Source organism: Pannonibacter sp. SL95, assembly GCF_026672425.1.
In the GTDB taxonomy this organism is placed as follows: Bacteria; Pseudomonadota; Alphaproteobacteria; order Rhizobiales; family Stappiaceae; genus Pannonibacter.
Genome location: NZ_JAPPRC010000003.1, coordinates 895,274 through 916,438, shown reverse-complemented (window position 1 = coordinate 916,438; position 21,165 = coordinate 895,274). Strand labels below are relative to the sequence as shown.

The 21,165-nt window shown below is 63.5% G+C and carries 23 protein-coding genes; 15 read left to right on the top strand and 8 right to left on the bottom strand.

The annotated features are described in order from the left end of the window. Position 1: 1 nt before the first annotated feature. On the bottom strand, positions 2-1,489 hold the full coding sequence (locus OVA12_RS04855) for an efflux RND transporter periplasmic adaptor subunit (protein WP_268135031.1): 1,488 nt from the start codon (positions 1,487-1,489) through the stop codon (positions 2-4). 200 nt (positions 1,490-1,689) lie between these two features. Further along, positions 1,690-2,364 (bottom strand): outer membrane protein, encoded by a 675-nt coding sequence (locus tag OVA12_RS04850; RefSeq protein WP_268135029.1) that lies wholly within the window; start codon positions 2,362-2,364, stop codon positions 1,690-1,692. Between the two features lie 325 nt (positions 2,365-2,689). On the opposite strand from OVA12_RS04850, the gene OVA12_RS04845 reads away from it, so the two are divergent. The 5 genes from OVA12_RS04845 to OVA12_RS04825 all read left to right on the top strand — a co-directional run bounded on the left by OVA12_RS04845 (position 2,690) and on the right by OVA12_RS04825 (position 7,863). Beyond that, positions 2,690-3,457: an SDR family oxidoreductase gene (locus tag OVA12_RS04845; protein WP_268135027.1), complete on the top strand. Its 768-nt coding sequence runs from the start codon at positions 2,690-2,692 to the stop codon at positions 3,455-3,457. Between the two features lie 119 nt (positions 3,458-3,576). Further along, positions 3,577-5,619 carry an excinuclease ABC subunit UvrC gene (gene uvrC, locus OVA12_RS04840; protein ID WP_268135025.1) on the top strand — a complete coding sequence of 681 codons (2,043 nt, stop codon included), beginning with the start codon at positions 3,577-3,579 and terminating at the stop codon, positions 5,617-5,619. Positions 5,620-5,691: 72 nt separating this feature from the next. Then, positions 5,692-6,804, top strand: coding sequence for an endonuclease/exonuclease/phosphatase family protein (locus OVA12_RS04835; protein WP_268135023.1), 1,113 nt, complete (start codon positions 5,692-5,694; stop codon positions 6,802-6,804). 136 nt (positions 6,805-6,940) lie between these two features. Continuing rightward, positions 6,941-7,540 (top strand): thymidine kinase, encoded by a 600-nt coding sequence (locus OVA12_RS04830; protein ID WP_268135021.1) that lies wholly within the window; start codon positions 6,941-6,943, stop codon positions 7,538-7,540. 35 nt (positions 7,541-7,575) lie between these two features. Continuing rightward, the gene (locus OVA12_RS04825) at positions 7,576-7,863 is read left to right on the top strand and encodes an HlyU family transcriptional regulator (RefSeq protein WP_268135019.1); all 288 of its coding nucleotides are present in this window, start codon (positions 7,576-7,578) and stop codon (positions 7,861-7,863) included. A 6-nt stretch (positions 7,864-7,869) separates the two neighbouring features. Here the strand turns inward: OVA12_RS04825 and OVA12_RS04820 are convergent, their stop codons facing one another. Then, complete coding sequence (locus OVA12_RS04820; RefSeq protein ID WP_268135017.1) at positions 7,870-8,574, bottom strand: GNAT family N-acetyltransferase; 705 nt, start codon at positions 8,572-8,574, stop codon at positions 7,870-7,872. A 204-nt stretch (positions 8,575-8,778) separates the two neighbouring features. On the opposite strand from OVA12_RS04820, the gene pgsA reads away from it, so the two are divergent. The 7 genes from pgsA (at position 8,779) to OVA12_RS04785 (ending at position 14,430) form a co-directional block, all read left to right on the top strand. After that, the gene (pgsA, locus tag OVA12_RS04815; protein ID WP_268135015.1) at positions 8,779-9,351 is read left to right on the top strand and encodes a CDP-diacylglycerol--glycerol-3-phosphate 3-phosphatidyltransferase; all 573 of its coding nucleotides are present in this window, start codon (positions 8,779-8,781) and stop codon (positions 9,349-9,351) included. An 89-nt stretch (positions 9,352-9,440) separates the two neighbouring features. Continuing rightward, complete coding sequence (gene moaD / locus OVA12_RS04810) at positions 9,441-9,692, top strand: molybdopterin converting factor subunit 1 (RefSeq protein ID WP_268137010.1); 252 nt, start codon at positions 9,441-9,443, stop codon at positions 9,690-9,692. Between the two features lie 4 nt (positions 9,693-9,696). Further along, entirely contained in the window at positions 9,697-10,152 is a 456-nt protein-coding gene (locus OVA12_RS04805; protein WP_268135013.1) for a molybdenum cofactor biosynthesis protein MoaE, read from the top strand. Between the two features lie 124 nt (positions 10,153-10,276). Continuing rightward, positions 10,277-11,536, top strand: coding sequence for a multidrug effflux MFS transporter (locus OVA12_RS04800; protein ID WP_268135011.1), 1,260 nt, complete (start codon positions 10,277-10,279; stop codon positions 11,534-11,536). A gap of 166 nt (positions 11,537-11,702) precedes the next feature. Then, complete coding sequence (locus tag OVA12_RS04795; protein ID WP_268135009.1) at positions 11,703-12,317, top strand: MarR family winged helix-turn-helix transcriptional regulator; 615 nt, start codon at positions 11,703-11,705, stop codon at positions 12,315-12,317. Between the two features lie 3 nt (positions 12,318-12,320). Beyond that, the gene (locus OVA12_RS04790; RefSeq protein WP_268135008.1) at positions 12,321-13,016 is read left to right on the top strand and encodes a response regulator; all 696 of its coding nucleotides are present in this window, start codon (positions 12,321-12,323) and stop codon (positions 13,014-13,016) included. A 121-nt stretch (positions 13,017-13,137) separates the two neighbouring features. After that, the gene (locus OVA12_RS04785) at positions 13,138-14,430 is read left to right on the top strand and encodes an ATP-binding protein (RefSeq protein ID WP_268137009.1); all 1,293 of its coding nucleotides are present in this window, start codon (positions 13,138-13,140) and stop codon (positions 14,428-14,430) included. A gap of 29 nt (positions 14,431-14,459) precedes the next feature. On the opposite strand, the gene OVA12_RS04780 is transcribed toward OVA12_RS04785, so the two are convergent. The 5 genes from OVA12_RS04780 to OVA12_RS04760 form a co-directional block, all read right to left on the bottom strand. Next, positions 14,460-14,822, bottom strand: coding sequence for a tRNA-binding protein (locus OVA12_RS04780; protein ID WP_268135007.1), 363 nt, complete (start codon positions 14,820-14,822; stop codon positions 14,460-14,462). A gap of 75 nt (positions 14,823-14,897) precedes the next feature. Beyond that, positions 14,898-15,629 (bottom strand): TetR/AcrR family transcriptional regulator, encoded by a 732-nt coding sequence (locus OVA12_RS04775; RefSeq protein ID WP_268135005.1) that lies wholly within the window; start codon positions 15,627-15,629, stop codon positions 14,898-14,900. Positions 15,630-15,806: 177 nt separating this feature from the next. Beyond that, positions 15,807-16,625 carry a pyrroline-5-carboxylate reductase gene (gene proC, locus OVA12_RS04770; protein ID WP_268135003.1) on the bottom strand — a complete coding sequence of 273 codons (819 nt, stop codon included), beginning with the start codon at positions 16,623-16,625 and terminating at the stop codon, positions 15,807-15,809. Beyond that, a complete protein-coding gene (locus tag OVA12_RS04765; protein ID WP_268135001.1) occupies positions 16,622-17,122 on the bottom strand; it encodes a YbjN domain-containing protein in 501 nt (166 codons plus the stop codon). Before OVA12_RS04765 ends, proC begins: the two co-directional genes overlap by 4 nt. Before the next feature lie 249 nt (positions 17,123-17,371). Further along, complete coding sequence (locus OVA12_RS04760; RefSeq protein WP_268135000.1) at positions 17,372-17,662, bottom strand: accessory factor UbiK family protein; 291 nt, start codon at positions 17,660-17,662, stop codon at positions 17,372-17,374. A gap of 293 nt (positions 17,663-17,955) precedes the next feature. On the opposite strand from OVA12_RS04760, the gene OVA12_RS04755 reads away from it, so the two are divergent. The 3 genes from OVA12_RS04755 (at position 17,956) to OVA12_RS04745 (ending at position 20,893) form a co-directional block, all read left to right on the top strand. Continuing rightward, positions 17,956-18,264 (top strand): hypothetical protein, encoded by a 309-nt coding sequence (locus OVA12_RS04755; RefSeq protein ID WP_268134999.1) that lies wholly within the window; start codon positions 17,956-17,958, stop codon positions 18,262-18,264. Positions 18,265-18,959: 695 nt separating this feature from the next. Beyond that, the gene (gene lgt, locus OVA12_RS04750) at positions 18,960-19,784 is read left to right on the top strand and encodes a prolipoprotein diacylglyceryl transferase (RefSeq protein WP_268134998.1); all 825 of its coding nucleotides are present in this window, start codon (positions 18,960-18,962) and stop codon (positions 19,782-19,784) included. Further along, positions 19,781-20,893: a class I SAM-dependent methyltransferase gene (locus OVA12_RS04745; RefSeq protein WP_268134997.1), complete on the top strand. Its 1,113-nt coding sequence runs from the start codon at positions 19,781-19,783 to the stop codon at positions 20,891-20,893. Before lgt ends, OVA12_RS04745 begins: the two co-directional genes overlap by 4 nt. The last annotated feature ends 272 nt before the right edge of the window (positions 20,894-21,165 follow it).

Here is a 21,165-nt window from a genome sequence, read left to right as displayed (position 1 = left end):
GTCAGCCCCTCCGTCCAGCGCGCGCTTCGATCCGTTCGATCAGGGCCTTGGAGACTTCCGGCTGCTTCAACGCCTCGATCAGCCGGGTTTTGCGGTCCTGCGGCATGTTGCTGGCCTCAAGCTGTGCCAGCAGCGCCGCGCGGCGCTCCGGATCCAGCGTCACGACATCAGATGCCGGCGCTGACGGCGTGCCGGACGCGACAGCCGGGCCGGGCTGCGGCTGATTGGCCGGGCGCTTCTGGATGCGAATGCCTGTTCCAAGCTGCGGCAGCCGTTCACGCACGAAATCCTTGCCGAAGGGAACATCCGCCACGATCAGCTCGTTGCCCCTGCGGCGCAGAATGCGGGTCTGGATCTCTTCGAGACGATCCCCCTCCCCGACCACCAGCACGCGGCCATCCTCGGTCGCAGCACTTGCAGGAAGCAAGGCGACGCCGGTCAGCGCGGGTTCCTCGACTTCGACGGTCACGAAATCACCGGGCCGGAACACCGTGTCGGCGGTGACATCCAGGCTGGCGAACAGCGTCCGCCCTGCTTCGCCCTCGCCGACGACAGCGGCGACCCGCTCCAGCAGCCCCCGCGCCTCGATCTTGCGTTCACCCAGTCCCAGCACGACCCGAACCGGCTGCGGCAGCAAGCGGCCCTGGGTATCCAGAAGCCGCGAGAACTGCTCGGTCGAAACCGAGAACCGCACTTCAAGCGCTGTTGGATCGATGAGATTGGCAAGCGCCTCGTTGGGCGAGACACGGCGCCCGAGGGTCACACCGACGGTGTCGAGAATGCCATCGAACGGAGCCGTGACAGTCGTTTCCTGCAGGATGCGTTCGGCGTCGCTGACGGCAACCTCACCGCGCTTCACGGCGAAATCGGTGCGCTCGATGCGCTTGCGGGCCGAGACAACCGACTGCAGACGGTTGTTGAGGGACTGTTCGATCGACGCCACGGCGAGCTGCTCCTGCTCGACCAGAGCCATCGTGGAATATCCTTTTTCCATCAATTGCTTCTGCCGGTCCAGCGCCTGCTTGCGCAGCTCGACCTGCTGGCGTGTTGCCTCCAGCTCGCGCTCCGCTGCGCCAATCGCCTCCTCGGCCTCCGCCTTGTCAGACTGGGCATCGGCAAGGTTGGCTTGCGCATCAAGAAGGCGCGATGTGGCTTCGGCCGGATCGATGCGCAACAGCACATCGCCTGCCTTGACCCTGGCGCCGTCGCGGAACGTATCGGCCATCTCGACCAGGCGCCCATCCGATGACGCGCGCAGTTGCAGCGTCCGCCAGCTGCGGATCTGGCCATAGGCCGTGATGGTGGGCGCAACCGTGGTCGCCTCGAATGTCGCCGTGTTGGCCATGAAGCTGCGCTCGGCCGGCGGCTGCATGCGCGCCTCCCGAGGCGTGGTAACCGCGCTGTAGAAGCGATACCCGCCAAAGCCGATGGCAGCCAGCATCACGGCAAACAAGAACAGGCCCATGATGCCGCGCAACACAAATCGCATCCCGTCACTCTCCCTCATGGCCGCCGGCCCGGCGTACAGGGTCCATCGCCTGTTCGGCCGAACTGCAGTCTATACGTGCAATCGTCGCTTCTAAGTCGGAAAACCGAACTCCAGAAAACACTTGTCGCAACTTGTATCAAAACGAAAAAGGCCCGGTGACGGATCACCGGGCCTCATCAAGCTGCCGTCAGGCAGACTGATCAGAACTTGTAGCTGACGCCAGCGCGGATCGTCGACGTCTGGGTTTCGGTGCGGTACCGAACCGGACCCAGGTTGAAGCTGTCGCGGCCGTAGTCGGCGTAGATGTACTCGAGGCGAGCGGTGACATTGTTGGTCACAGCGCCTTCAACACCGGCACCAACGGTCCAGCCCAGCTGGGTGGCGTCATGCTTGCCGGTCGGAGCGCGGACGGTCAGGTCGGCGATGGCCAGACCACCGGTACCGTAGATCATGAAGCGATCAAAGGTCACGCCCAGACGACCGCGCAGGCTGCCGTTCCAGTTGGAGCTGGCGCGAACGCTGATGCCGTTCGACACGCGGCGCTTTTCCAGATCCGAGTACTGCAGGTCGGCTTCGACACCGGCGATGAAGTTCGGGAAAATCTCATGGTTGTAGCCACCATGGACACCGAACCCGACGCCGTGCGTGTCGGCATTGAACTTGCCGGTCGGGGTCGACTGGGTGCGGAACTGGCCCCAGCCCCAGCCAAGGTTGCCACCGAAGTAGAAACCAGACCAGTCAAAACGGGAATTGTCGACCGGCGCGCTATAGTCGGTTGCCGGATAGGTCGACTGCGGAAGGTCAGCCGCGAACGCCTGGCCCGAGACAGCGGCGAGAACGGCGAGGGAGACGCCGGCTGCTGCAAGACTCTTCATGATCATGCTCCACGCATTACAGTTACAAACAAAAAAAACGTCACCTGAAGAAGGGACAGCGCCGCAATGAAGCGTGGCAGCAATCCCCAACCTCACCCGCGATCAGGTATGGGCTCCATTTGTGTCCGAAAGATTAGTGGAATGAGGAAAAACCGTGGCACGGGCAGGGTAACTTTCGGCATGGTTAGCCCATGGTTAACGCAGCCCGGAGCCGCAGCGGCCGCGCGAAAACGCAGATGATCCGGGCCTTGCCAATGATGCGTATGCACGGGCAAACCAGATGCCTGATCTCGATCCGGCGATCGGCTGAACAAGAAAGACAATCATGACCCCATCGACCGGAACTGCCCTGATTACTGGGGCTTCCAGCCGCATCGGCGCGGCGATCGCCCGTGATCTGGCAGCCCATGGCTGGCGGCTTGCCCTGCATGCCCATCATGGCCGGGACCGCGTCGAAGCCCTCGCAGGGGAGCTGTCGGATGCCGGGTGCGTCTGCGGCACTTTCTTCGCTGACCTCACCGAGGCAGGAGAGACCGCGCGCCTGATGCGCGACATCGCCGCATCACCGCTTGGCCCCGTGACCTGCCTTGTGAACAACGCCTCCATCTTCCAGCCGGACGAACTCGGCGCGCTGAACGAGATGCTGTTTGACCAGCATTTTGCGATCCATGTGAAGGCACCGCTGTTTCTGACTGACGCTTTCGCCCGGCAATTGCCGGAGGGCTCGGACGGTCTTGTCGTCAACCTGATCGACCAGCGGGTCTGGAAACCGACACCGAAGTTCATGTCCTATGCGCTGTCGAAAAGCGCCCTGTGGGAACAGACCCGGATGGCCGCCCAGGCTCTCGCGCCGCGCATCCGCGTCAATGCCATCGGGCCGGGACCAAGCTTCCGTAACGAACGGCAAAGTGAGGACGATTTCCGGCGGCAGCAGGACGCCGTTCCGCTCCGTCGTGGCCCGGCTCCCGAAGACTTCGGCGCGACCGTGCGCTATTTCTGGTCGGCGCGATCCGTTACCGGCCAGATGCTCGCACTGGATGGCGGGCAGCACCTCGCCTGGGAAACAGCCGACGTCGTGGGCGTGGGCGAATAGGCCGACCGGGAACCAGAATCGCCAGCGTCTTCGGCTTTCGCCCGATCCGGTATAGTCTCGCGCTTCTGCCCTCAAGATTCGCGGCGGCCACAGGCCGGCCGGCGCAAGCGATTGAAGTGATGTCCAGCAGCCGTTCCCGATCCGACACGCCTGAAGAGGCCGAGGAAGTCGTCGAAGCCGTCCAGCCCGCAGTCACCTTCCTGCCAGCGGACACGGAGAGCGCGACAGGCCTCGTCGGTGTCGAGGTCATTGCCGATGTGGTGAAACGCCTGCCGATGGGGCCGGGCGTCTATCGCATGCTCGATGTGAATGGCGATGTTCTTTACGTCGGCAAGGCGCGCAGCCTCAAGAAGCGCGTGACCAACTACACCCGCCTTCAGGGGCAATCGAACCGGATCATGCGGATGATCATGGCAACGGCCGCCATGGAATTCGTGCTGACACGCACTGAAACCGAGGCGCTGCTGCTCGAAGCCAATCTGATCAAGCGACTGCGCCCGCGCTTCAACGTGCTGTTGCGCGACGACAAGTCGTTCCCCTACATCCTGATCACTGGCGATCATGCATCCCCGGCCATCGTTAAGCATCGCGGCGCCCGGCGGCGCAAGGGCGATTACTTCGGCCCCTTTGCCTCGGCAACGGCAGTTGGCCGGACGATCAACGCGCTGCAGAAGGCGTTCCTGATCCGCAACTGCACAGACAGCTACTACGAGAACCGCTCCCGGCCCTGCCTGCTGTATCAAATCAAGCGCTGTGCAGGCCCCTGCACCGGCGAAATTTCATCGCAAGGCTATGCCGATCTCGTCGGCGAAGCGAAGGCGTTCCTGTCCGGCAAGAGCCAGCTGGTGAAGCAACAGCTCGCCGCCCACATGGAGGCCGCCTCGCAGCAGCTCGATTTCGAGCACGCTGCTGTCTACCGCGACCGCCTCGCGGCGCTGTCGCATATCCAGTCACACCAGGGCATCAATCCGCAGACCGTCGACGAGGCGGACGTGGTCGCGATCCATCAGGAGGGCGGCCAGACCTGCGTCCAGGTGTTCTTCTTCCGCACCGGCCAGAACTGGGGCAACCGGGCTTACTTCCCCAAGGCAGACAAGTCACTGGAAGAGGCCGCCGTTCTGGAAAGCTTCCTTGCCCAGTTCTACGACGACAAGCCGGCGCCCCGTCTGATCCTGCTGTCGCACGAGATCGAGGAACAGGAGCTGCTGGCGGCTGCGCTGAGCGAAAAGGCCGAGCACAAGGTCGAGATCGCCGTGCCCAAGCGCGGCGAGAAAAAAGATCTGGTCGACCATGCCATGACCAACGCCCGCGAGGCGCTTGGACGGCGGTTGGCGGAAACGTCGAGCCAGACCCGCCTCCTGGAGGGCGTCGCCGAGGTGTTCGGCCTCTCCGCCACGCCGCGCCGCATCGAGGTCTACGACAACTCGCATATCATGGGCACCAATGCGGTCGGCTGCATGATCGTTGCCGGACCGGAAGGCTTCGCCAAGGGCCAGTATCGCAAGTTCAACATCAAGTCCGAGACCATCACCCCGGGTGACGACTTCGGCATGATGCGCGAAATGCTGACCCGGCGCTTCAGCCGGCTGCTCAAGGATCACGCCAGAACGCCGGTCGCGAGCGAAGAGACCGCGGGCGAGACATCTGCCGTTCTGGAGGCTGAGGCGAGTGGCGACACCGAGGACGATGACGGGCTTCCCCAGGCTGACATGCCGGCCTGGCCGGATCTGGTGTTCATCGACGGCGGCCTCGGTCAGCTCAATGCGGTGCGCGAAATCCTGACCGGCCTCGGCATAACGGATGTTCCCCTTGTCGGCATCGCCAAGGGACCGGACCGCGACGCCGGCCGGGAGAAGTTCTTCATGGAAGGACGGCCCTCCTTCATGCTGCCGGAGCGCGATCCGGTGCTCTATTTCGTCCAACGTCTGCGGGACGAGGCGCACCGCTTCGCCATCGGCACGCACCGCGCCAAGCGGTCGAAGGAGATCGCGAAAAACCCGCTGGACGACATCGCGGGCATCGGCCCGACGCGCAAGCGCGCCCTGCTGCGCCACTTCGGCACGGCCAAGGCTGTCTCCAAGGCTGGCATCGAAGACCTGATGGCGGTCTCGGGCATTTCCGAAACCGTGGCCCGTCTGATCTACGATCATTTCCACGACTGACACCGCATGCTAGAGGAAACCGGAACACCTCGCTGCATTGCAACATCGCCACTGGCCGGAGACTGACGACCCATGAGCACCGCCGCGTCCGGCCCCTCCGGCTTGCGCCGCGCCCTGACGGCGCTGTTCCGCCTTGCGGCCTGGAGCGCCTTGCTGATGGCTCTCCTGATGGCGGTGCTGTCTCTCCTGCCCTTTGTCGCACCGGATTTCTGGTTCTCCGACAACATGAGCTTCTTCCTGCCGCAGCTGTTTGGTGTCGGCTTGCTGGCCCTGGCTTCGGCGCTGCTCTGCCGCTGGATCGCGCGGCGCCGGTTTCGCCGCAGCACCTTCGTAGTGATGACAGCGGTCGTGTTGGCTGCGCTGATCGCTGGCGCCGCATTGACTGCGCTCAGAACGCTCACGGTTCTGGCCATCGGGCGGGATCCGACGACGGCCAACAGATCGGCAGATGGCACAGCGTTTCGCGTTGTCTCGATCAATCTGGAAATGCGCTATCTCGGCGATCCGCAGTTCATGGCCTATCTCGAGAGCCTCAACGCGGATGTGCTGGTGTTCCAGGAGACCAATTGGCGGCAGCAGCTGCGCTACCGGGAAAAGGTGATGAAGGAGACCGGCCCCCTGCCCGGCGTCGGTCCCTATTCCAGCACCTTCCTGACTGGCGAACTCGGCAGCTTGGTGTTCTTCTCGCGCCATCCGATCCTTGAAAGCCAGTCGATCCGGGTCGACGATGTCTGTGGCAACGGCCGCTGGGGCCAGCGCGAGATCCTGCGCATCAAGCTGGATGTGGCCGGAAAGCCGCTCACCTTCATTGCCCTGCACCCGGAAAGCCCGCGCTCGCCCTGCCGCTTCGAGGCGCGCCAGAATTACTACTCAACGCTCGGCATGGAAGTGGCCAGGCTGCGCCGCGAAGGCGTGGACCCGGTCATCATCGCGGGCGACTGGAACATGTCGCCCTGGTCGGCGCATTTCAGCCAGCTGCTCGAGGCCGGCGGACTGAAGACACAATTCCCGTCCTTCATGCCCGTCATCACGCGCTTCTTCTTCAGCTACAGCCTCAGCTGGTTCCTCGGCTCGGCTGTCGATCACATCGCCGTCTCGCCGGACGTCGGCATTGCCAATGTCAGCCTCGGTCCGGACATCGGGTCCGATCATGTCCCGCTAATCGCCGACCTCATCCTGCCCTGACCGGCCAGATCGGGCGATCCACAGCAAAGTCCGGCGTTGCTACAAGACGCGTTGAGCGTTGCCGGTCAAGCGGCAAGAGTAGCCGCAAGCGACGGGCGATTCTTCGCCGTCTTTGCAAACTCATGTCGGACGCGCGATGGCCAAGCTCTATTTCAACTATTCGTCGATGAACGCCGGCAAGTCGACCGTGCTGCTTCAGGCGTCTTACAACTATGTCGAACGCGGCATGCATACATTGCTGATGACAGCGGCCGTTGATGACCGCGCCGGCGTCGGCCGCATTTCCTCGCGCATCGGCCTGTCGGCCGCAGCAGACATCTTCCGCGCGGAAGACGACCTGTTTGAACACATCCGCAAGGCGCATGCCGCAAAGCCTGTTGATGCCGTCTTCGTGGACGAAGCCCAGTTCCTCACAGAAGCCCAGGTCTGGCAACTGGCGCAGGCCGCCGACCGCATCGGCATGCCGGTCATGTGTTTCGGATTGCGCACCGATTTCCAGGGTCAGCTGTTCCCCGGCAGCAAGGCGCTGCTCGCCCTCGCCGACAGCCTGAAGGAAATCAAGACGATCTGCTGGTGCGGCCGCAAGGCAACCATGGTCGCCCGGCTTGACGGCGCTGGCCGGATCGTCGAGGAAGGAGAGCAGGTGGTCATCGGCGGCGAGGAATCCTACGTTTCGCTGTGCCGCCGTCACTGGGTCGACAAGGATCTGGGCCAAGGATCGGGCGAGCCGGCCTGACAGAGGCCAGACGCCAACGCAACCATGAGGGCACCATGCTCGGCAAGCTGTTCGGATCACTGTTCAAGGCTGGCGCCCCAAAGGCCCCGGAAGGCCCTGCGGCCCAGGAAGACTACAAGGGCTTCCTGATCCTGGCCGAGCCCCGGCAGGCGGGCAGCCAGTGGCAGATCTCCGGTCGCATCCTGCGCGAAAAGGACGGCGAGACGCTCGAACACGTCTTCATCCGTGCCGACCAGTTGCCCACCCGCGACGAGGCAGCGGAATACATGCTGCGCAAGGCGCGCAGCATGATCGACCAGCAGGGCGACAGCATCTTCCGCTGAACGCTCTTAAGCCTCCCGGCAGTCCTCAAGCCGGCGCAGCTGCCGTCCGTCCGCATCAAAATTCGCCGGATCAAGCCAGGCTTCAAAGCCGGCCTTCACGCTCGGCCATTCGCTGTCGATGATCGACAGCCATGCCGTGTCGCGGTTGCGGCCCTTGTAGACCATCGCCTGCCGGAAGATACCCTCGAACGTGAACCCCAGCCGGGCTGCTGCCCCCCGTGAAGGGCCATTGCGGTCATCGCATTTCCACTCGTAGCGGCGGTTGCCGAGATCATCGAAGGCGTGACACATCATCAGGTACATCGCTTCCGTGGCCAGCGTGCTCCGCTGCAGCGAAGGACTGTAGCTGATGTGGCCAACCTCGATGACGCCATTGGCCGGATCCATGCGCAGGAAGCTGGCAACACCAACGGCCTTGCCGGCCACAAGGTCCACAATGGCATAGAACAGCGGATCCTGCTTCTCGGCCATCGGACCATAGAAGGCCTCAATTGCCGTCTGATCGGCAAAAGGGCCGTAGGCCAGATAGGTCCAGTTACGCCCGGCGCTATCCGCCTGGTAGGCCGCAAACAGATCGGATGCATGCCGGGCAATATCGAGACGTTCCAGCCGGCACAGGCGGCCCTGCAGCGGACGACCGTCGGGAAGCTGTGCCCCGGTCCAGCCGGGAACCGGCGCGCCTTTGGGCTGATCGGAAGGGGATGCGTTCATCTGTCTCTCCGCACGTAGGTTTTATCTGTCCTATCCAAGCAGATGGTCTGACAAAAGCACCACGCCCCCGGAAAGTACGGGACCAGTTGCGACAGTTGCCGCTCAGGCAAAGCCGCAGCCCTCCCGAGGATGCGTTGACACCCGCGCCGTTCGCATGCTTGTGTCGCCCCAAACTCGCTAGCCCTCGTAGCCGCAGACCTTTTCATGGCCCGAAACGTCGTCCTGAGCCTGCCGAATATCCTGACCTACGCTCGGATTCTGGCGATCCCAGCCGTGGTTGCCTGCTTTTATTTCGATGGCAACACCCCGCGCTGGATCGCCCTGTCGATCTTCATCGCTGCTGCCGTCACCGATTTCTTCGATGGCTATCTGGCCCGCGCCTGGCAGCAACAGTCGGCCCTCGGCCGCATGTTGGACCCGATCGCCGACAAGCTGCTCGTGGCCGTCTGCCTGATCCTGCTGGTGGACAAGGGCGACATTGGCGGCTGGTCGTTGATTGCGGCCATCATCATCTTGTGCCGCGAAATCCTCGTCTCCGGCCTCCGGGAGTTCCTGGCAGAACTGCGCGTCAGCGTTCCGGTGACCAAGCTTGCCAAGTGGAAGACCACCTTCCAGCTGGTGGCAGTCGCCCTGCTGGTCGCCGGTCCTGCGGGTGAGACGGTTCTGCCCGGCACGATGCTGGCCGGCTTGATCGCCCTGTGGATTGCGGCCATGCTGACCCTATATACCGGCTACGACTATTTCCGCGCCGGCATTGGTCACCTGATCGAAGAGTAAGCCCCAGCTCGCTGCTGGCTTGCCCGTCGGCGAGGCTGACCATGCCAGCACTGCCAGATCACGGCAAACCGGCACAGGGACGGGAAGACATGCTGATCCGCTATTTTGCATGGGTGCGGGAACGGGTAGGCCTTGATCAGGAAGAGATCGACCTGCCGCCAGCGGCCAAGACGATTGCCGATGTGATCGCCTGGCTGCAGACCGTCGATGACGCCCACGGACACGCCTTTGCCGATGCCGAGGCGATTCGCGCTGCGCTGGATCAGGTCCATGTGGACATCGACACGCCCATTGCAGGCGCGCGCGAGATTGCCTTCTTCCCGCCGATGACCGGAGGCTGAACCGATGGCTGCGCTCGTCGTCCGGGTCCAGGCAGAAGACTTCGATCCTGCCAGCGAGGCCAATCGCCTGACCGAAGGCCGCCGGGATGTCGGTGCCCTCGTTACCTTTACCGGCCTTTGCCGTGATGAAAGCGGCCGTCTGGCCGCACTCGAGCTTGAACATTTCCCCGGCATGGCCGAAGCGCAACTGACGAAGATTGCTCAGGAAGCGCTCGAGCGCTGGCCGCTCACCGGCCTCACGGTCATTCACCGCCATGGCCGGATCACCCCCGGCGACAACATTGTTTTTGTCGCAGCGGCTTCATCGCACAGGCAGGCCGCATTCGAGGCCGCCGACTTCCTGATGGACTATCTCAAGTCCCGGGCGCCCTTCTGGAAAAAGGAAATTCCGGTCGACAACACGTCCGGGACCTGGGTTGAAGCAAGACAGAGTGACGAACAACGCCTCGCGCGCTGGTGATCCTGCGTTCCAGACTTCAGCCTTGACGGCGCCCTGAAACTGACCGACAGGTTGGTGATTACCGTCCGCACCGTTTCCCCTTGCGGATCTTTCCCGGTTTCCCGTCAGGGTTCAGAGGTCATTCATGTCACAGTTGCCCCGGTCCACCAGCCCGGACGGACAGCCGCATCCCGGCATGTCGTTCCTGGAATTCGTGATCATGATAGCGGCACTGATGGCCCTGAATGCGCTGGCCATGGACATCATGTTGCCCGCACTGCCGGACATCGGCAATGCCCTCAAGATCGCCCATGAAAACGACCGCCAGCAGATCCTGATTGCCTATCTGGTCGGGTTTGGCGGCGCGCAGCTGCTGTTCGGGCCGCTGACTGATCGCCTTGGCCGGCGTGCGGTCATTCTCGGCAGTCTGGCCCTCTATGCGGCCGCCAGCCTGCAGGCCCTGTTTAGCCAGACGCTCGACGGCCTCCTGATCGCCCGCCTGCTGCAAGGCGTAGGCTGCGCCGGGACACGTGTCGTCGCAGTTTCCGTGGTTCGCGACTGCTATGCCGGCCGCCGCATGAGCCAGGTGATGTCGCTGGTGATGATGCTCTTCATGGCCATCCCGATCATCGCGCCCTCCATTGGACAGGGCATCCTGCTGATCGCTGACTGGCACTGGATCTTCAGCACCTTGCTGATCGCAGGTGTCATCATGCTGCTGTGGACCGCCTTTCGGTTGCCGGAAACCCTCCCTCCTGAGGCACGCCAGCCGCTCAAGCTGCGGCCGGTCCTGCGCTCCTATGGCCGCGTGCTCAGCAACCGCCTCAGCGTCGGATACACACTCGCCACGACGGCCATCTTCGGCGCGCTGTTCTCGTTCATTTCGATGGCACAACAGATCTATGTCGACATCTTCGGTCTTGGCGTCTGGTTTCCAGTCGTCTTTGCCGGGGTTGCCATCACCATGGCTTGCACGTCCTTCATGAACTCCCGCCTCGTGACCAGGATCGGAATGCGGCGCCTGTCGCATGGGGCGATCCTGACATTCATCACGTTCGGGCTGTTGCAATGCGCGCTGCAGTTGTTCGGCATCCAGGATCTGGTGCTGTTCACGATTTGCATGTCGATCAACATGGCCTGCTTCGGCTTCATGGGCGGCAATTTCAACTCGATGTCGATGGAACCTCTCGGCGACATCGCCGGAACCGCGTCTTCGGTCATTGGCTTTGTCACCACGCTGGGCGGAGCGATTCTTGGCTTTGTCGTCGGCCAGAATTACGACGGAACACTCTGGCCGATTGCACTCGCTTGCGCCGGCTATGGCACGCTTGGCCTCGGCTTTGTCCTGCTGGCCGAGCGTGGCAAACTGTTCCGGACACAGCACGCGGCCCCACCGCGGACGTGAACAGGCGCGAATGGGCCCGTAACATTCGGTAGCCGGAAGTGACAGGACGCGTTCGCGCGATTCTCCTAAGAACCTTGGGGCGACGGACAATCGGCCTCAAAACCAGAGAGTTGATCCTTTCGTCAGCGCATCGAAACTGGCAATAATCGGGTCAGGCAAAGTCAATATGGCTGACGTAAATTTCATGACCCTGAGCAGTTTCACCAGCCCATCGCTGACCAAGACAGATGCGGCACGACTAGCCGGATCCCGGGATGCTGCCGAGACATCAGAGGGAATCCCGCCTTACGATCTGATCGAACTGCTGTTCTTCGCCTATCGGGATTTCACCGCCGATCCGGACACCGTCCTGTCCGAGTTCGATTTTGGCCGTGCGCATCACCGGGTGCTGCATTTTGTTGACCGCAATCCGGCCATCCGCGTCACCGATTTGCTGGCGATCCTGCGCATCACCAAGCAGAGCCTTGGCCGTGTGCTGAAACAGCTGGTTGATGAAGGCTTTATCGAGCAGCGTCCCGGACCGCTCGACCGGCGGCAGAGACTGCTGCACACGACCGAGAAAGGCCATGGCCTCGCCCGGAAGCTGGCAGCGATGCAGGCTCGTCGGATCGACGCCGCCGTCAGTGCCCTTCCCGAAACGGGGGCAGAAGTCGTGCGCCGGTTCCTGTTCCAGATGATCGATCCCGACCTTCGACCCGACGTTGGCCGGATGCTCGGCCCTGCCGCCTTGTCCCGCGTGCAAGGGAGTGCCGGGCCGGCCGCCGAAAGCAGCGAGGCTTAGTGCATGCCCAAGGCCCCCGACGACAATGCCCCGCACATCCTGCTCGTCGATGACGACAGCCGCATTCGCGACCTTCTCAGCCGCGTGCTGCGCGAGGATGGCTATCGGGTTACAACGGCGGCCAATGCGGCAGAGGCGCGGCGCTGCCTGACCGGGCTGGATTTTGATCTCCTGATTCTCGACATCATGATGCCCGGCGAGAGCGGGTTGGACCTTGCAACCGCCCTGCGCCGCGACAATGCTGTCCCGATCATCATGCTGACGGCCCGGTCAGAAGCTGAAGACCGGATTGCGGGTCTTGAGGCGGGCGCCGACGACTACTTGCCCAAGCCCTTCGAGCCGCGTGAACTGATGCTGCGCATCGCCGCGATCCTGCGCCGGGGGGGGCCGCGCCGCAGCGAACGTACGGCCGAGATCCGCTTCGGGCCCTTCACCTATCTGACCGAACGCGGAGAACTCAAACGCGGCGACGAGATGATCCGCCTCACCGACCGGGAAAAGCAGATCCTCAACATCTTTGCCGATCAGCCCGGCGCCACTGTGCCACGGCACAAGATTGTCGGCGACGACAGCGGCCTGGGTGAGCGGACCGTGGATGTGCAGATCAACCGTTTGCGGCGGAAGATCGAAGAGGATCCGGCCAATCCGGTCTATCTGCAAACCGTCCGCGGGATCGGATACCGCCTTGCCTGTGACTGAGACGGACCCACCTCAAGGAGGCGAAACCCCCGAAGCCACAAAGGGATCGGGGCCGCTTCACTCGACCTTGTCCGCCGCTGCGGCACCGTATCGCCTGATCGCCGGCAGCCTTTATCGCTACATGCCCAAGGGGCTCTACACCCGTGCCCTGCTGATCATCGTCGTGCCGATGGTGATCCTGCAATCGGTGCTGGCCTTCGTCTTTATGGAGCGCCACTACCAGCTCGTCACCAACCGCCTGTCCGAAGCCGTGGTCCGCGAGATTGCGGCCGTTGTCTATGTTCTCGACAACTTCCCGCAGGACGCCGACTATCGGCTGATCGAGGAAATGGGCAGCCGCGCGCTGGACATGACGGTCTCGGTCCTGCCGCCGGAGCCCCTGCCCCCGCCGCGCCCCAAGCCCTATTTCGATCTGGTTGATCACAACCTCAGCCGCGAGATCGCCGAGCGGATCGGCAAGCCGTTCTGGATCGACACCATCGGCCGTTCGCGCTTTGTCGAGGTGCGGATCCAGCTGAAGGACAAGGTGCTGCGCGTCGTCACAAGGCGCAGCCAGACCTATGCCTCGAACTCGCATATCTTCCTGGTCTGGATGATCTGCACTTCGCTGGTGCTGATCGTTATCGCCATGATTTTCCTGCGCAATCAGATCCGCCCGATCGAACGGCTCGCCAACGCGGCCGAGAGTTTCGGCAAGGGGCGGCCGATCGAGAACTTCCGCCCCAGCGGCGCACGGGAAGTGCGGCGGGCGGCGCAGGCCTTTATCGAGATGCGACGGCGCATCGAGCGTCAGCTGGAGCAGCGCACCACCATGCTGGCCGGCGTCAGCCATGACCTGCGCACCATCCTGACCCGCTTCCGCCTGCAGCTGGCGCTGTTTGGCGACACGCCCGAAACGGCCGGCATGAAGCGCGATGTCAGTGAAATGAAGCACATGCTGGAGGATTACCTGGCATTTGCAAGGGGCGACAGCGGTGAAGCCGTCGAGGTGGCGGACATGTCGCTGATGCTGGAAGAGCTTGAAGAAGAAGCAGAAATTATTGGCGCCACCGCCAAATCCACCTTCACCGGCGAGCCGGAACTCTCGCTCCGGCGCAATGCGGTGAAGCGGTCGCTGATGAACCTCGTCACCAACGCGGCCCGGCACAGCTCGAACGTCATGATCACCGGACGGCATGCCGATGGCTGGCTGACAGTGACCATCGACGATGACGGTCCGGGCATTCCGGCCGAAGAGCGGGAGAACGTGTTCCGGCCCTTCTACCGGCTCGACGAAGCGCGCAACCAGGACGAAGGTGGCAGTGGTCTGGGTCTCGCCATCGCGCGTGACATTGCCCGCAGCCATGGCGGTGACATCCAGCTGGAAGACAGCCCGCTCGGTGGCCTGAGAGCCCGGTTCCGGATCCCGGGCTGACAAATCAAGACGCTGATTTTGTTATCGATTCAGTAAAGCCGGCCACCCAGGGGCACGTCCTTGTCCGGGACGACCAGCACCACCTCGCCGGTCTCGTCCGGCACGCCAAGTGTCAGGACCTCGGACATCACTGGACCAATCTGACGCGGCGGGAAATTGATCACGGCGAGTACCCTGCGCCCGATCAGTGTTTCTGGCGTGTAGTGCTTTGTGATCTGGGCCGAGGACCGTTTCACGCCGATGTCCGGCCCGAAATCGATCCGGAGCTTGAAGGCCGGTTTGCGGGCTTCGGGGAAGGTTTCGGCTTCGACGATCTGGCCAACACGAATGTCGACCTTGAGAAAATCATCGAATGTGATGGGGCTCGACGGGCCCTTGGAGGATGCGGACATGGCAGGAACCAGCAAGAACAGGCAGGACGCTTAGCCTGCCTGCCCTGGTCTGCCAAGACAAGCAAAATCGGGGACTTAGGTAAGAGGTGCCACCGGCTCGGCCGTGCCAGGATCAGCCTCGCCATCTGCCTCCTCCTGACGTTTCGCCCGCCGCCGCTGACGCCGTTCGGCGAGGCGGCACAGGCCGTCGACGAAGGGTTTTGCCATGCGCTCGACCCCGTCGAGGCGCTGCATCCAGCCTTCGCCCCGGTCGAGTTCGCGGTCGAGTGCGGCCATGGTGCGGGGCAGACCGGGATCGTCCTCGTCGAGGAACACATCGACCACGCGCGCGAAGGAAATCGCAAGTCCTTGCAAGAGGATAGCCCCCTTGATGCCCGGCACCTCTATGCCGGCCGCACTGAGCATCCAGCCGTGCGAGCGCAGGGCAATGCGGTTCAGGGCGAGGGCCAGCGAAGGATCGCGGCGCATGGAGTTCTTGAGATTTTTCAGGGCCTTACGATAAGGCGACAGCATGTCGAGCCGAGACATCAGGACGTCGAACAGGCGATCGCGGGCCGGCTGGTCGCCCATGTCCTCGTCCAGATCATCCAGCACCTTACCGTCGATGCGGGCGGCAAAGGCCTCCAGGATCTCGAGCTTCGAGCCGACAGCACTGCGCAGTTCGCTGAGGCGCATGCCAGCTTCCCGGGCGACGTCGGGGAGGCTTATGTCCTTGAAATCATGGGTTTCCAGCAGCCGGAACAGGGTGTCCACAGCCTGCTCGCGCAGATCCGGGGCAGTGGGCTTGGCAGATTTTGCAGCAGACATCAGCGCGTCTCCTTGCCGGGCGCAACAGGAACGGTCACTCTGGTAATGTAGGAGCTGGGCGTGAAAAGGCAAAGTCCGGCGCCTCAGCTGCCCTCTGACGCAGGGCATGAAAAGGGCAGCGCACAGGCTGCCCTTTTTGCGACAATTTCAGGTCAAAGCCGGACAAAACGGGAGAAATCAGCCCGCAAGCTCGCGTGCCCGGCGGGCGGCAGCCTGAACAGCCGCATCCATCAACGGCTGCAGCCCCTCCGCCCCCATCAGAACCGACAGGGCAGCTGCAGTCGTGCCATTGGGAGAGGTGACGTTCTGCCGCAGCGTCGAAGGCGCATCATCGGACTGGAACATCAGTTCCCCTGCCCCGGTCACGGTCGCCTCGGCGAGCCGGGCGGCAAGCTCCGCCGGTAGCCCGGCCTTGCGGCCGGCCTCGGCAAGGCACTCGACCAGCAGGAAGACATAGGCCGGACCAGATCCGGAAACGGCGGTGACGAGATCGATCTGGTCTTCCGTGGTCAGCCACTCGACGGCCCCGACGGCGGACAGGAGCGAACCAACCATCTCGCGATCGGCGGCCGTGACGGACGGTGTCGGATAGAGAGCGGTAATGCCGCGCCCGACCATCGCCGGAGTGTTGGGCATGGCGCGCACGACCGGGACGGGTCCGAAGACTGCCTCAAAGGTGCTGACCGGAGTTCCGGCCGCAACGGAGAGGACGAGGGTGTCGGGAGCAACCGCCGGACGAAGAGACGGCAGGACCGTGCCCATGATCTGCGGTTTGACCGCGATGAGGACCAGCGCCGCCTGAACGCCCTCAGGCGCGGCCGGAGCATGGGCTATGCCATGTTCGGCAAGGAAGACCTTGAGGCTGTCGGACGGGTTCGGGTCAATGATCAGGAGGCTTGCGGCGTCGATGCCGCGTGCCATCCAGCCCGCGAGCATCGCGCCACCCATCTTGCCCGCCCCGACGATCAGGAACGGGCGCTCTTTTGAAAATCTCATGCTTCTCCTGCCGTTTCGAACAGGGCGGTGTTCACCGCCTCGCTCGCGCTCTTGCCGGCCCAGACGACGAACTGGAAGGCCTGATAGTAGCGCTCGCAGCATTCCAGCGCATTGGCCAGCATGCCTTCAATCTGGGCGCTGGAGGCTTCCGCACCGCCGGCCAGCAACAGGGACTGGCGGAACATGATCATGTTCTCGCGGCTCCACAAATCGAAGTGTCCCATCCACATCTGCTCGTTGATGAGAGCCAGCAGCCGGACGATCTCGGTCTTGCGCGGCTCGGTCACCTTGAGGTCGAAGGCGCAGGCGAGGTGCAGCGATTCCAGCTCTTCCATCCACGAGAAGGAGACGTGGTAATCACTCCAGCTGCCGCCGATGGAGATAGAAATCTCGTCTTCACCCGACCGCTCGAAAGCCCAGTCATTCAGGGCTGCGACTTGTTCGATCATGTCGACGGGATTGCCGGGACGCTCGAATTCGAACTCGATGAGGCTCATGTCGATCCTCTCCGTTGCGGGCCGCCGAAGCCGGGGCAGGACGCCACCGGTCCAGCAGGACAGTCCCATGTTCAGCAGGGCACCAGAGCGGCATCTTTGGCCCTTAACCGGCGCGTGGACGATTCCCTGTTTAGAATCAGAATATAAGGTTCCTTCGCAATTGCAGTACAAAAGCGCCGGTCATTCTTGATCAATTCTTGTGGACGAGCGGACATTTTGAGCAAGTCCGCACGCCCTGCCCTCCCGGGATCAGTCTTCGGTCTTGGTCTTGCGCGCGGTCTTGGCCGGAGCTTCGGCGAGCTTTGCTTCCAGCTCGGCGATACGGGCTTCCAGCGCATCGATCCGGTCCAGCGCCCGCACGGCCATGTCGCGGGCGACGTCGAAGTCCTCGCGCTTGACGATGTCCATGTCCGAGAGGAAGCGTTCGGCCTGCGCGCGGAAGGCGGTTTCCACCTCACGGCGTGCGCCTTGCGCGACACCGGCGGCGTCCGTCATCAGCTTTGCGAATTCGTCGAGAAACCTGTTCGGGCCCTGGTTCATGACACGCTCCTGGTCAGCTGGAGCCGCAAGGGAGGCGCGGCCCGCTTGCACACACCTATTGACCTTTTGCGCCAACTTCAAGGTGAGCGCACCGCGACGTGACGCCCGGCCGCTGGGCGAGGGGTGTGGAAGGGGCGTCGGGAGGTCTGTCGAGAGGTCGGTCGTGCGGATGGGGAACGGCATGGATGCCATGGTCGAGCCATGGCATGACGAAGATAATCGCCTATTGACGGCCTCTCCACACCCATGACCAAACTCTGCAACCTGTAATCGAGAATGCATTTGGGTGTGCCATGAACCTGACGTCCGTCCTCCTTGCCATTTTCCTTCTCGCAATTGCAACACCGGCGTCTGCACAGATGTCGCCAGACTTCCAGCTTGGCATGGTCACCGAACGCGCGATCCTGTGCGATCTGCACATTGACTTCGACCTTATTCACATCGATCTGCGAAAACGTGGCGCCCTGACCGACGCCCGGAAGCAAGACTTCGAAGAAGGCGCTAGGGTGGCCACTGTCGCATGGCAGGTCAGCAGTGACACCTGCAAGATGGCAGAACGCCGGGCCCACGAGGTCGGCATCATGGCCAAATGGAAACGCTAGCAAATACACCTGACCCCATCCCAACGCGGCCGGGCCTCACGGAAGAGTGTTGGGCTGAGTAAGAGGCATCTTGGAACATGCATGTCGGGTTTTCGGTACTGGTTGGGTCCGCGTTCCCCCGGTCGTCATGCCATGACTTGATCATGGCATCCATGCCGCGACACTGCAGCGCGGGGAGAGGCCAATGGAGTGTCGTAGAGGGGCCTGTCGAGGGGATGGGGAACGGCATGGATGCCATGGTCGGGCCATGGCATGACGAAGGGATGGGGGTGGGATGGGGGAGAGGTCTGGACGGCCTCGGATGGCGGGTTTCCGGTACTGGTTGGCCCCTCGTTCCCCCTGTCGTCATGCCATGACTTGATCATGGCATCCATGCCGCAACTTTGCGGCGCGGGGAGAGGCCAATGGAGTGTCGTAGCGGGGCCTGTCGCGGGGATGGGGAACGGCGTGGATGCCATGGTCGGGCCATGGCATGACGAAGGAGAGGTTGGGACTGGGGGAGAGGTCTGGACGGCCTCGGATGGCGGGTTTTCGGTGCTACCGGGACCCTCGTTCCCCCGGTCGTAACGCCATGGCAAGACGAGGGAGCGGGCGGCAGTGTGGCCGGCGACTTGACGCATGGCGGCGAATGCGCAAGGTCTCACACGGCCGCGCCACTGGCTGCAGAGGCAGTGCGGACCTTTTGAGGATGACCGATGACACCGCTTCTTGCCCTGCCCTTCCCGGCCATTGATCCGGTCGTTTTCGAGGTCGGGCCGTTCGCCCTGCGTTGGTATGCACTTGCCTATATCGCCGGGATCCTGCTCGCCTGGCGCTACATGGTGACGGTGGTCCGCAAGGACGCCCTGTGGGGCGCAACGCCGCGTCCGACACCGGTCGACATCGATGACTTCGTCACCTGGGGAACCATCGGCATCATCGTCGGCGGGCGGCTTGGCTATGTGCTGTTCTATGATCCGGTGCGCTATCTGAACGACCCGCTCGATGCGCTGGCGATCTGGTCCGGCGGCATGTCGTTCCATGGCGGTTTTGCCGGAACCGTTCTGGCAATGGTGCTGTATGCGCGCAAGCGTGGCCTGAATGTCTGGACGCTGTTCGACCTTGCCGGCATCGCCGCGCCCATTGGCCTGTTCTTCGGCCGCATCGCCAATTTCATCAATAGCGAGCTGTGGGGCCGGCTGAGCGACGCGCCCTGGGCGGTGGTGTTCCCCAATGGCGGGCCATTTCCCCGCCACCCGAGCCAGCTTTACGAGGCCGCGCTTGAGGGTGTGCTGTTGTTTGTCGTGCTGCGGCTCTTGTCGCACCGGGCAGGTCTGCTGCAAAAGCCCGGCTTCATTGCCGGTGCCTTTGCTGCCGGCTATGGCATCACCCGGTCGACGGCCGAGTTCTTCCGCGAGCCGGATGCCCATATCGGTTTCCTCTCCGGCGGGCTCACCATGGGCATGCTGCTGTCAGTGCCGATGATCCTGGCCGGGATCGCACTGATGGTCTGGTCGGCCCGCAAGGCGCGCATTGCATGAGTACAAACCGGCTGAAGGCACGGCTTGAGGACCGGATCCGGCTGACCGGGCCGATCAGTGTGGCGGACTACATGACCGCCTGTCTCGCCGACCCCGAGGACGGCTACTACACCACCAGCCCGGAACCATTCGGCCGCGATGGCGATTTCATCACCGCACCCGAAGTGAGCCAGATGTTTGGCGAGCTGATCGGCGGCTGGGTGGTGGCGACGTGGATTGCCATGGGCGCCCCCAGTCCGGTGCATCTGGTCGAACTCGGACCCGGGCGCGGCACGCTGATGGCCGACATCCTGCGCACCGCGCGGCTGCGTCCGGCCTTCATGGAAGCGGTCGCGGTGCATCTGGTCGAGGTCAGCCCGAAGCTGCGCCACCGGCAGGGCGAAACGCTCGGCAGCATCGTGGGGGCGTTGAAGAGCGCCCCGCAGTGGCATGATCATCTCTCCGCCGTGCCGGAGGGACCGGCGATCCTGATTGCCAACGAGTTCTTCGATGCCTTGCCGATCCGTCAGTTCGTCAAGACCGGCAAGGGCTGGTGCGAGCGCGTTGTCGGGCTCGATGCTGCGGGCCAGCTGGCCTTCGGCGTCAGCGGTGTGGCGCTGGCGGAAGGTCTTGTGCCCACCGCCGCGCGAGCGGCGGCAGTTGGCGCCATCCTTGAGGCCTCGCCGGCATCCGCTGCCATCGCGGCCGAAATCGGAACGAGGATCGCCGCCCAGCGCGGAGCGGCCTTGCTGATTGATTACGGTTATCTCCGCTCTGCTCCGGGGGATACGCTGCAGGCCCTGTCGCGTCACGCCTTTGCCGATCCGCTGGCAGAGCCGGGCAAGGCGGACCTGACGGCGCATGTGGACTTTGAGGCTCTGGCGCTGGCGGCGACACACGCCGGGGCGGAGGCCCTGGCACCGCTGACGCAAGGCGAATTCCTGCTGCGGCTCGGCCTGCTGGAGCGCGCCGGACAGCTGGGCGCGGGCAAGGACGCCGCAGCGCAGGAGAGGCTGCGCGGCGAAGTCGAGCGGCTGGCAGCGCCGGACCAGATGGGCGAGCTGTTCAAGGTTCTGGCCCTCGCAACCCCGGGTCTGGTTCCGCCCGGCTTCGAGCGGCGCGGGCGATAAGGGGGGATGAAGACGGGGCTGCCACGGGGCGGAAATGAGGTGACTGCAGCGGATCGTGGAAGCAGATTGGCCGAGGCCTCTCAGCCCCCCTCCCCCTCGTGGGGAGGGGTAAGGGGTGGGGGGAGCCACGGACGCAGGGCCTAGACGGTCTTTACAGGGTGGGCGGGATCAACGTCTTCGGCTGCTGCCGGGGCTGGCTCCGCTCCCCCCTCCCCCGGCCCCCCCACTAGGGGGAGGGGAGCGAGAGGCCGTGCCACGGGAACAAACCCCTG

Coding starts and splice junctions, on each gene's coding strand:
- OVA12_RS04855 (WP_268135031.1), bottom strand. CDS start 1,489: ATGCGATTTGTGTTGCGCGGCATCATGGGCCTGTTCTTGTTTGCCGTG.
- OVA12_RS04850 (WP_268135029.1), bottom strand. CDS start 2,364: ATGAAGAGTCTTGCAGCAGCCGGCGTCTCCCTCGCCGTTCTCGCCGCT.
- OVA12_RS04845 (WP_268135027.1), top strand. CDS start 2,690: ATGACCCCATCGACCGGAACTGCCCTGATTACTGGGGCTTCCAGCCGC.
- uvrC (WP_268135025.1), top strand. CDS start 3,577: ATGTCCAGCAGCCGTTCCCGATCCGACACGCCTGAAGAGGCCGAGGAA.
- OVA12_RS04835 (WP_268135023.1), top strand. CDS start 5,692: ATGAGCACCGCCGCGTCCGGCCCCTCCGGCTTGCGCCGCGCCCTGACG.
- OVA12_RS04830 (WP_268135021.1), top strand. CDS start 6,941: ATGGCCAAGCTCTATTTCAACTATTCGTCGATGAACGCCGGCAAGTCG.
- OVA12_RS04825 (WP_268135019.1), top strand. CDS start 7,576: ATGCTCGGCAAGCTGTTCGGATCACTGTTCAAGGCTGGCGCCCCAAAG.
- OVA12_RS04820 (WP_268135017.1), bottom strand. CDS start 8,574: ATGAACGCATCCCCTTCCGATCAGCCCAAAGGCGCGCCGGTTCCCGGC.
- pgsA (WP_268135015.1), top strand. CDS start 8,779: ATGGCCCGAAACGTCGTCCTGAGCCTGCCGAATATCCTGACCTACGCT.
- moaD (WP_268137010.1), top strand. CDS start 9,441: ATGCTGATCCGCTATTTTGCATGGGTGCGGGAACGGGTAGGCCTTGAT.
- OVA12_RS04805 (WP_268135013.1), top strand. CDS start 9,697: ATGGCTGCGCTCGTCGTCCGGGTCCAGGCAGAAGACTTCGATCCTGCC.
- OVA12_RS04800 (WP_268135011.1), top strand. CDS start 10,277: ATGTCACAGTTGCCCCGGTCCACCAGCCCGGACGGACAGCCGCATCCC.
- OVA12_RS04795 (WP_268135009.1), top strand. CDS start 11,703: ATGGCTGACGTAAATTTCATGACCCTGAGCAGTTTCACCAGCCCATCG.
- OVA12_RS04790 (WP_268135008.1), top strand. CDS start 12,321: ATGCCCAAGGCCCCCGACGACAATGCCCCGCACATCCTGCTCGTCGAT.
- OVA12_RS04785 (WP_268137009.1), top strand. CDS start 13,138: ATGCCCAAGGGGCTCTACACCCGTGCCCTGCTGATCATCGTCGTGCCG.
- OVA12_RS04780 (WP_268135007.1), bottom strand. CDS start 14,822: ATGTCCGCATCCTCCAAGGGCCCGTCGAGCCCCATCACATTCGATGAT.
- OVA12_RS04775 (WP_268135005.1), bottom strand. CDS start 15,629: ATGTCTGCTGCAAAATCTGCCAAGCCCACTGCCCCGGATCTGCGCGAG.
- proC (WP_268135003.1), bottom strand. CDS start 16,625: ATGAGATTTTCAAAAGAGCGCCCGTTCCTGATCGTCGGGGCGGGCAAG.
- OVA12_RS04765 (WP_268135001.1), bottom strand. CDS start 17,122: ATGAGCCTCATCGAGTTCGAATTCGAGCGTCCCGGCAATCCCGTCGAC.
- OVA12_RS04760 (WP_268135000.1), bottom strand. CDS start 17,662: ATGAACCAGGGCCCGAACAGGTTTCTCGACGAATTCGCAAAGCTGATG.
- OVA12_RS04755 (WP_268134999.1), top strand. CDS start 17,956: ATGAACCTGACGTCCGTCCTCCTTGCCATTTTCCTTCTCGCAATTGCA.
- lgt (WP_268134998.1), top strand. CDS start 18,960: ATGACACCGCTTCTTGCCCTGCCCTTCCCGGCCATTGATCCGGTCGTT.
- OVA12_RS04745 (WP_268134997.1), top strand. CDS start 19,781: ATGAGTACAAACCGGCTGAAGGCACGGCTTGAGGACCGGATCCGGCTG.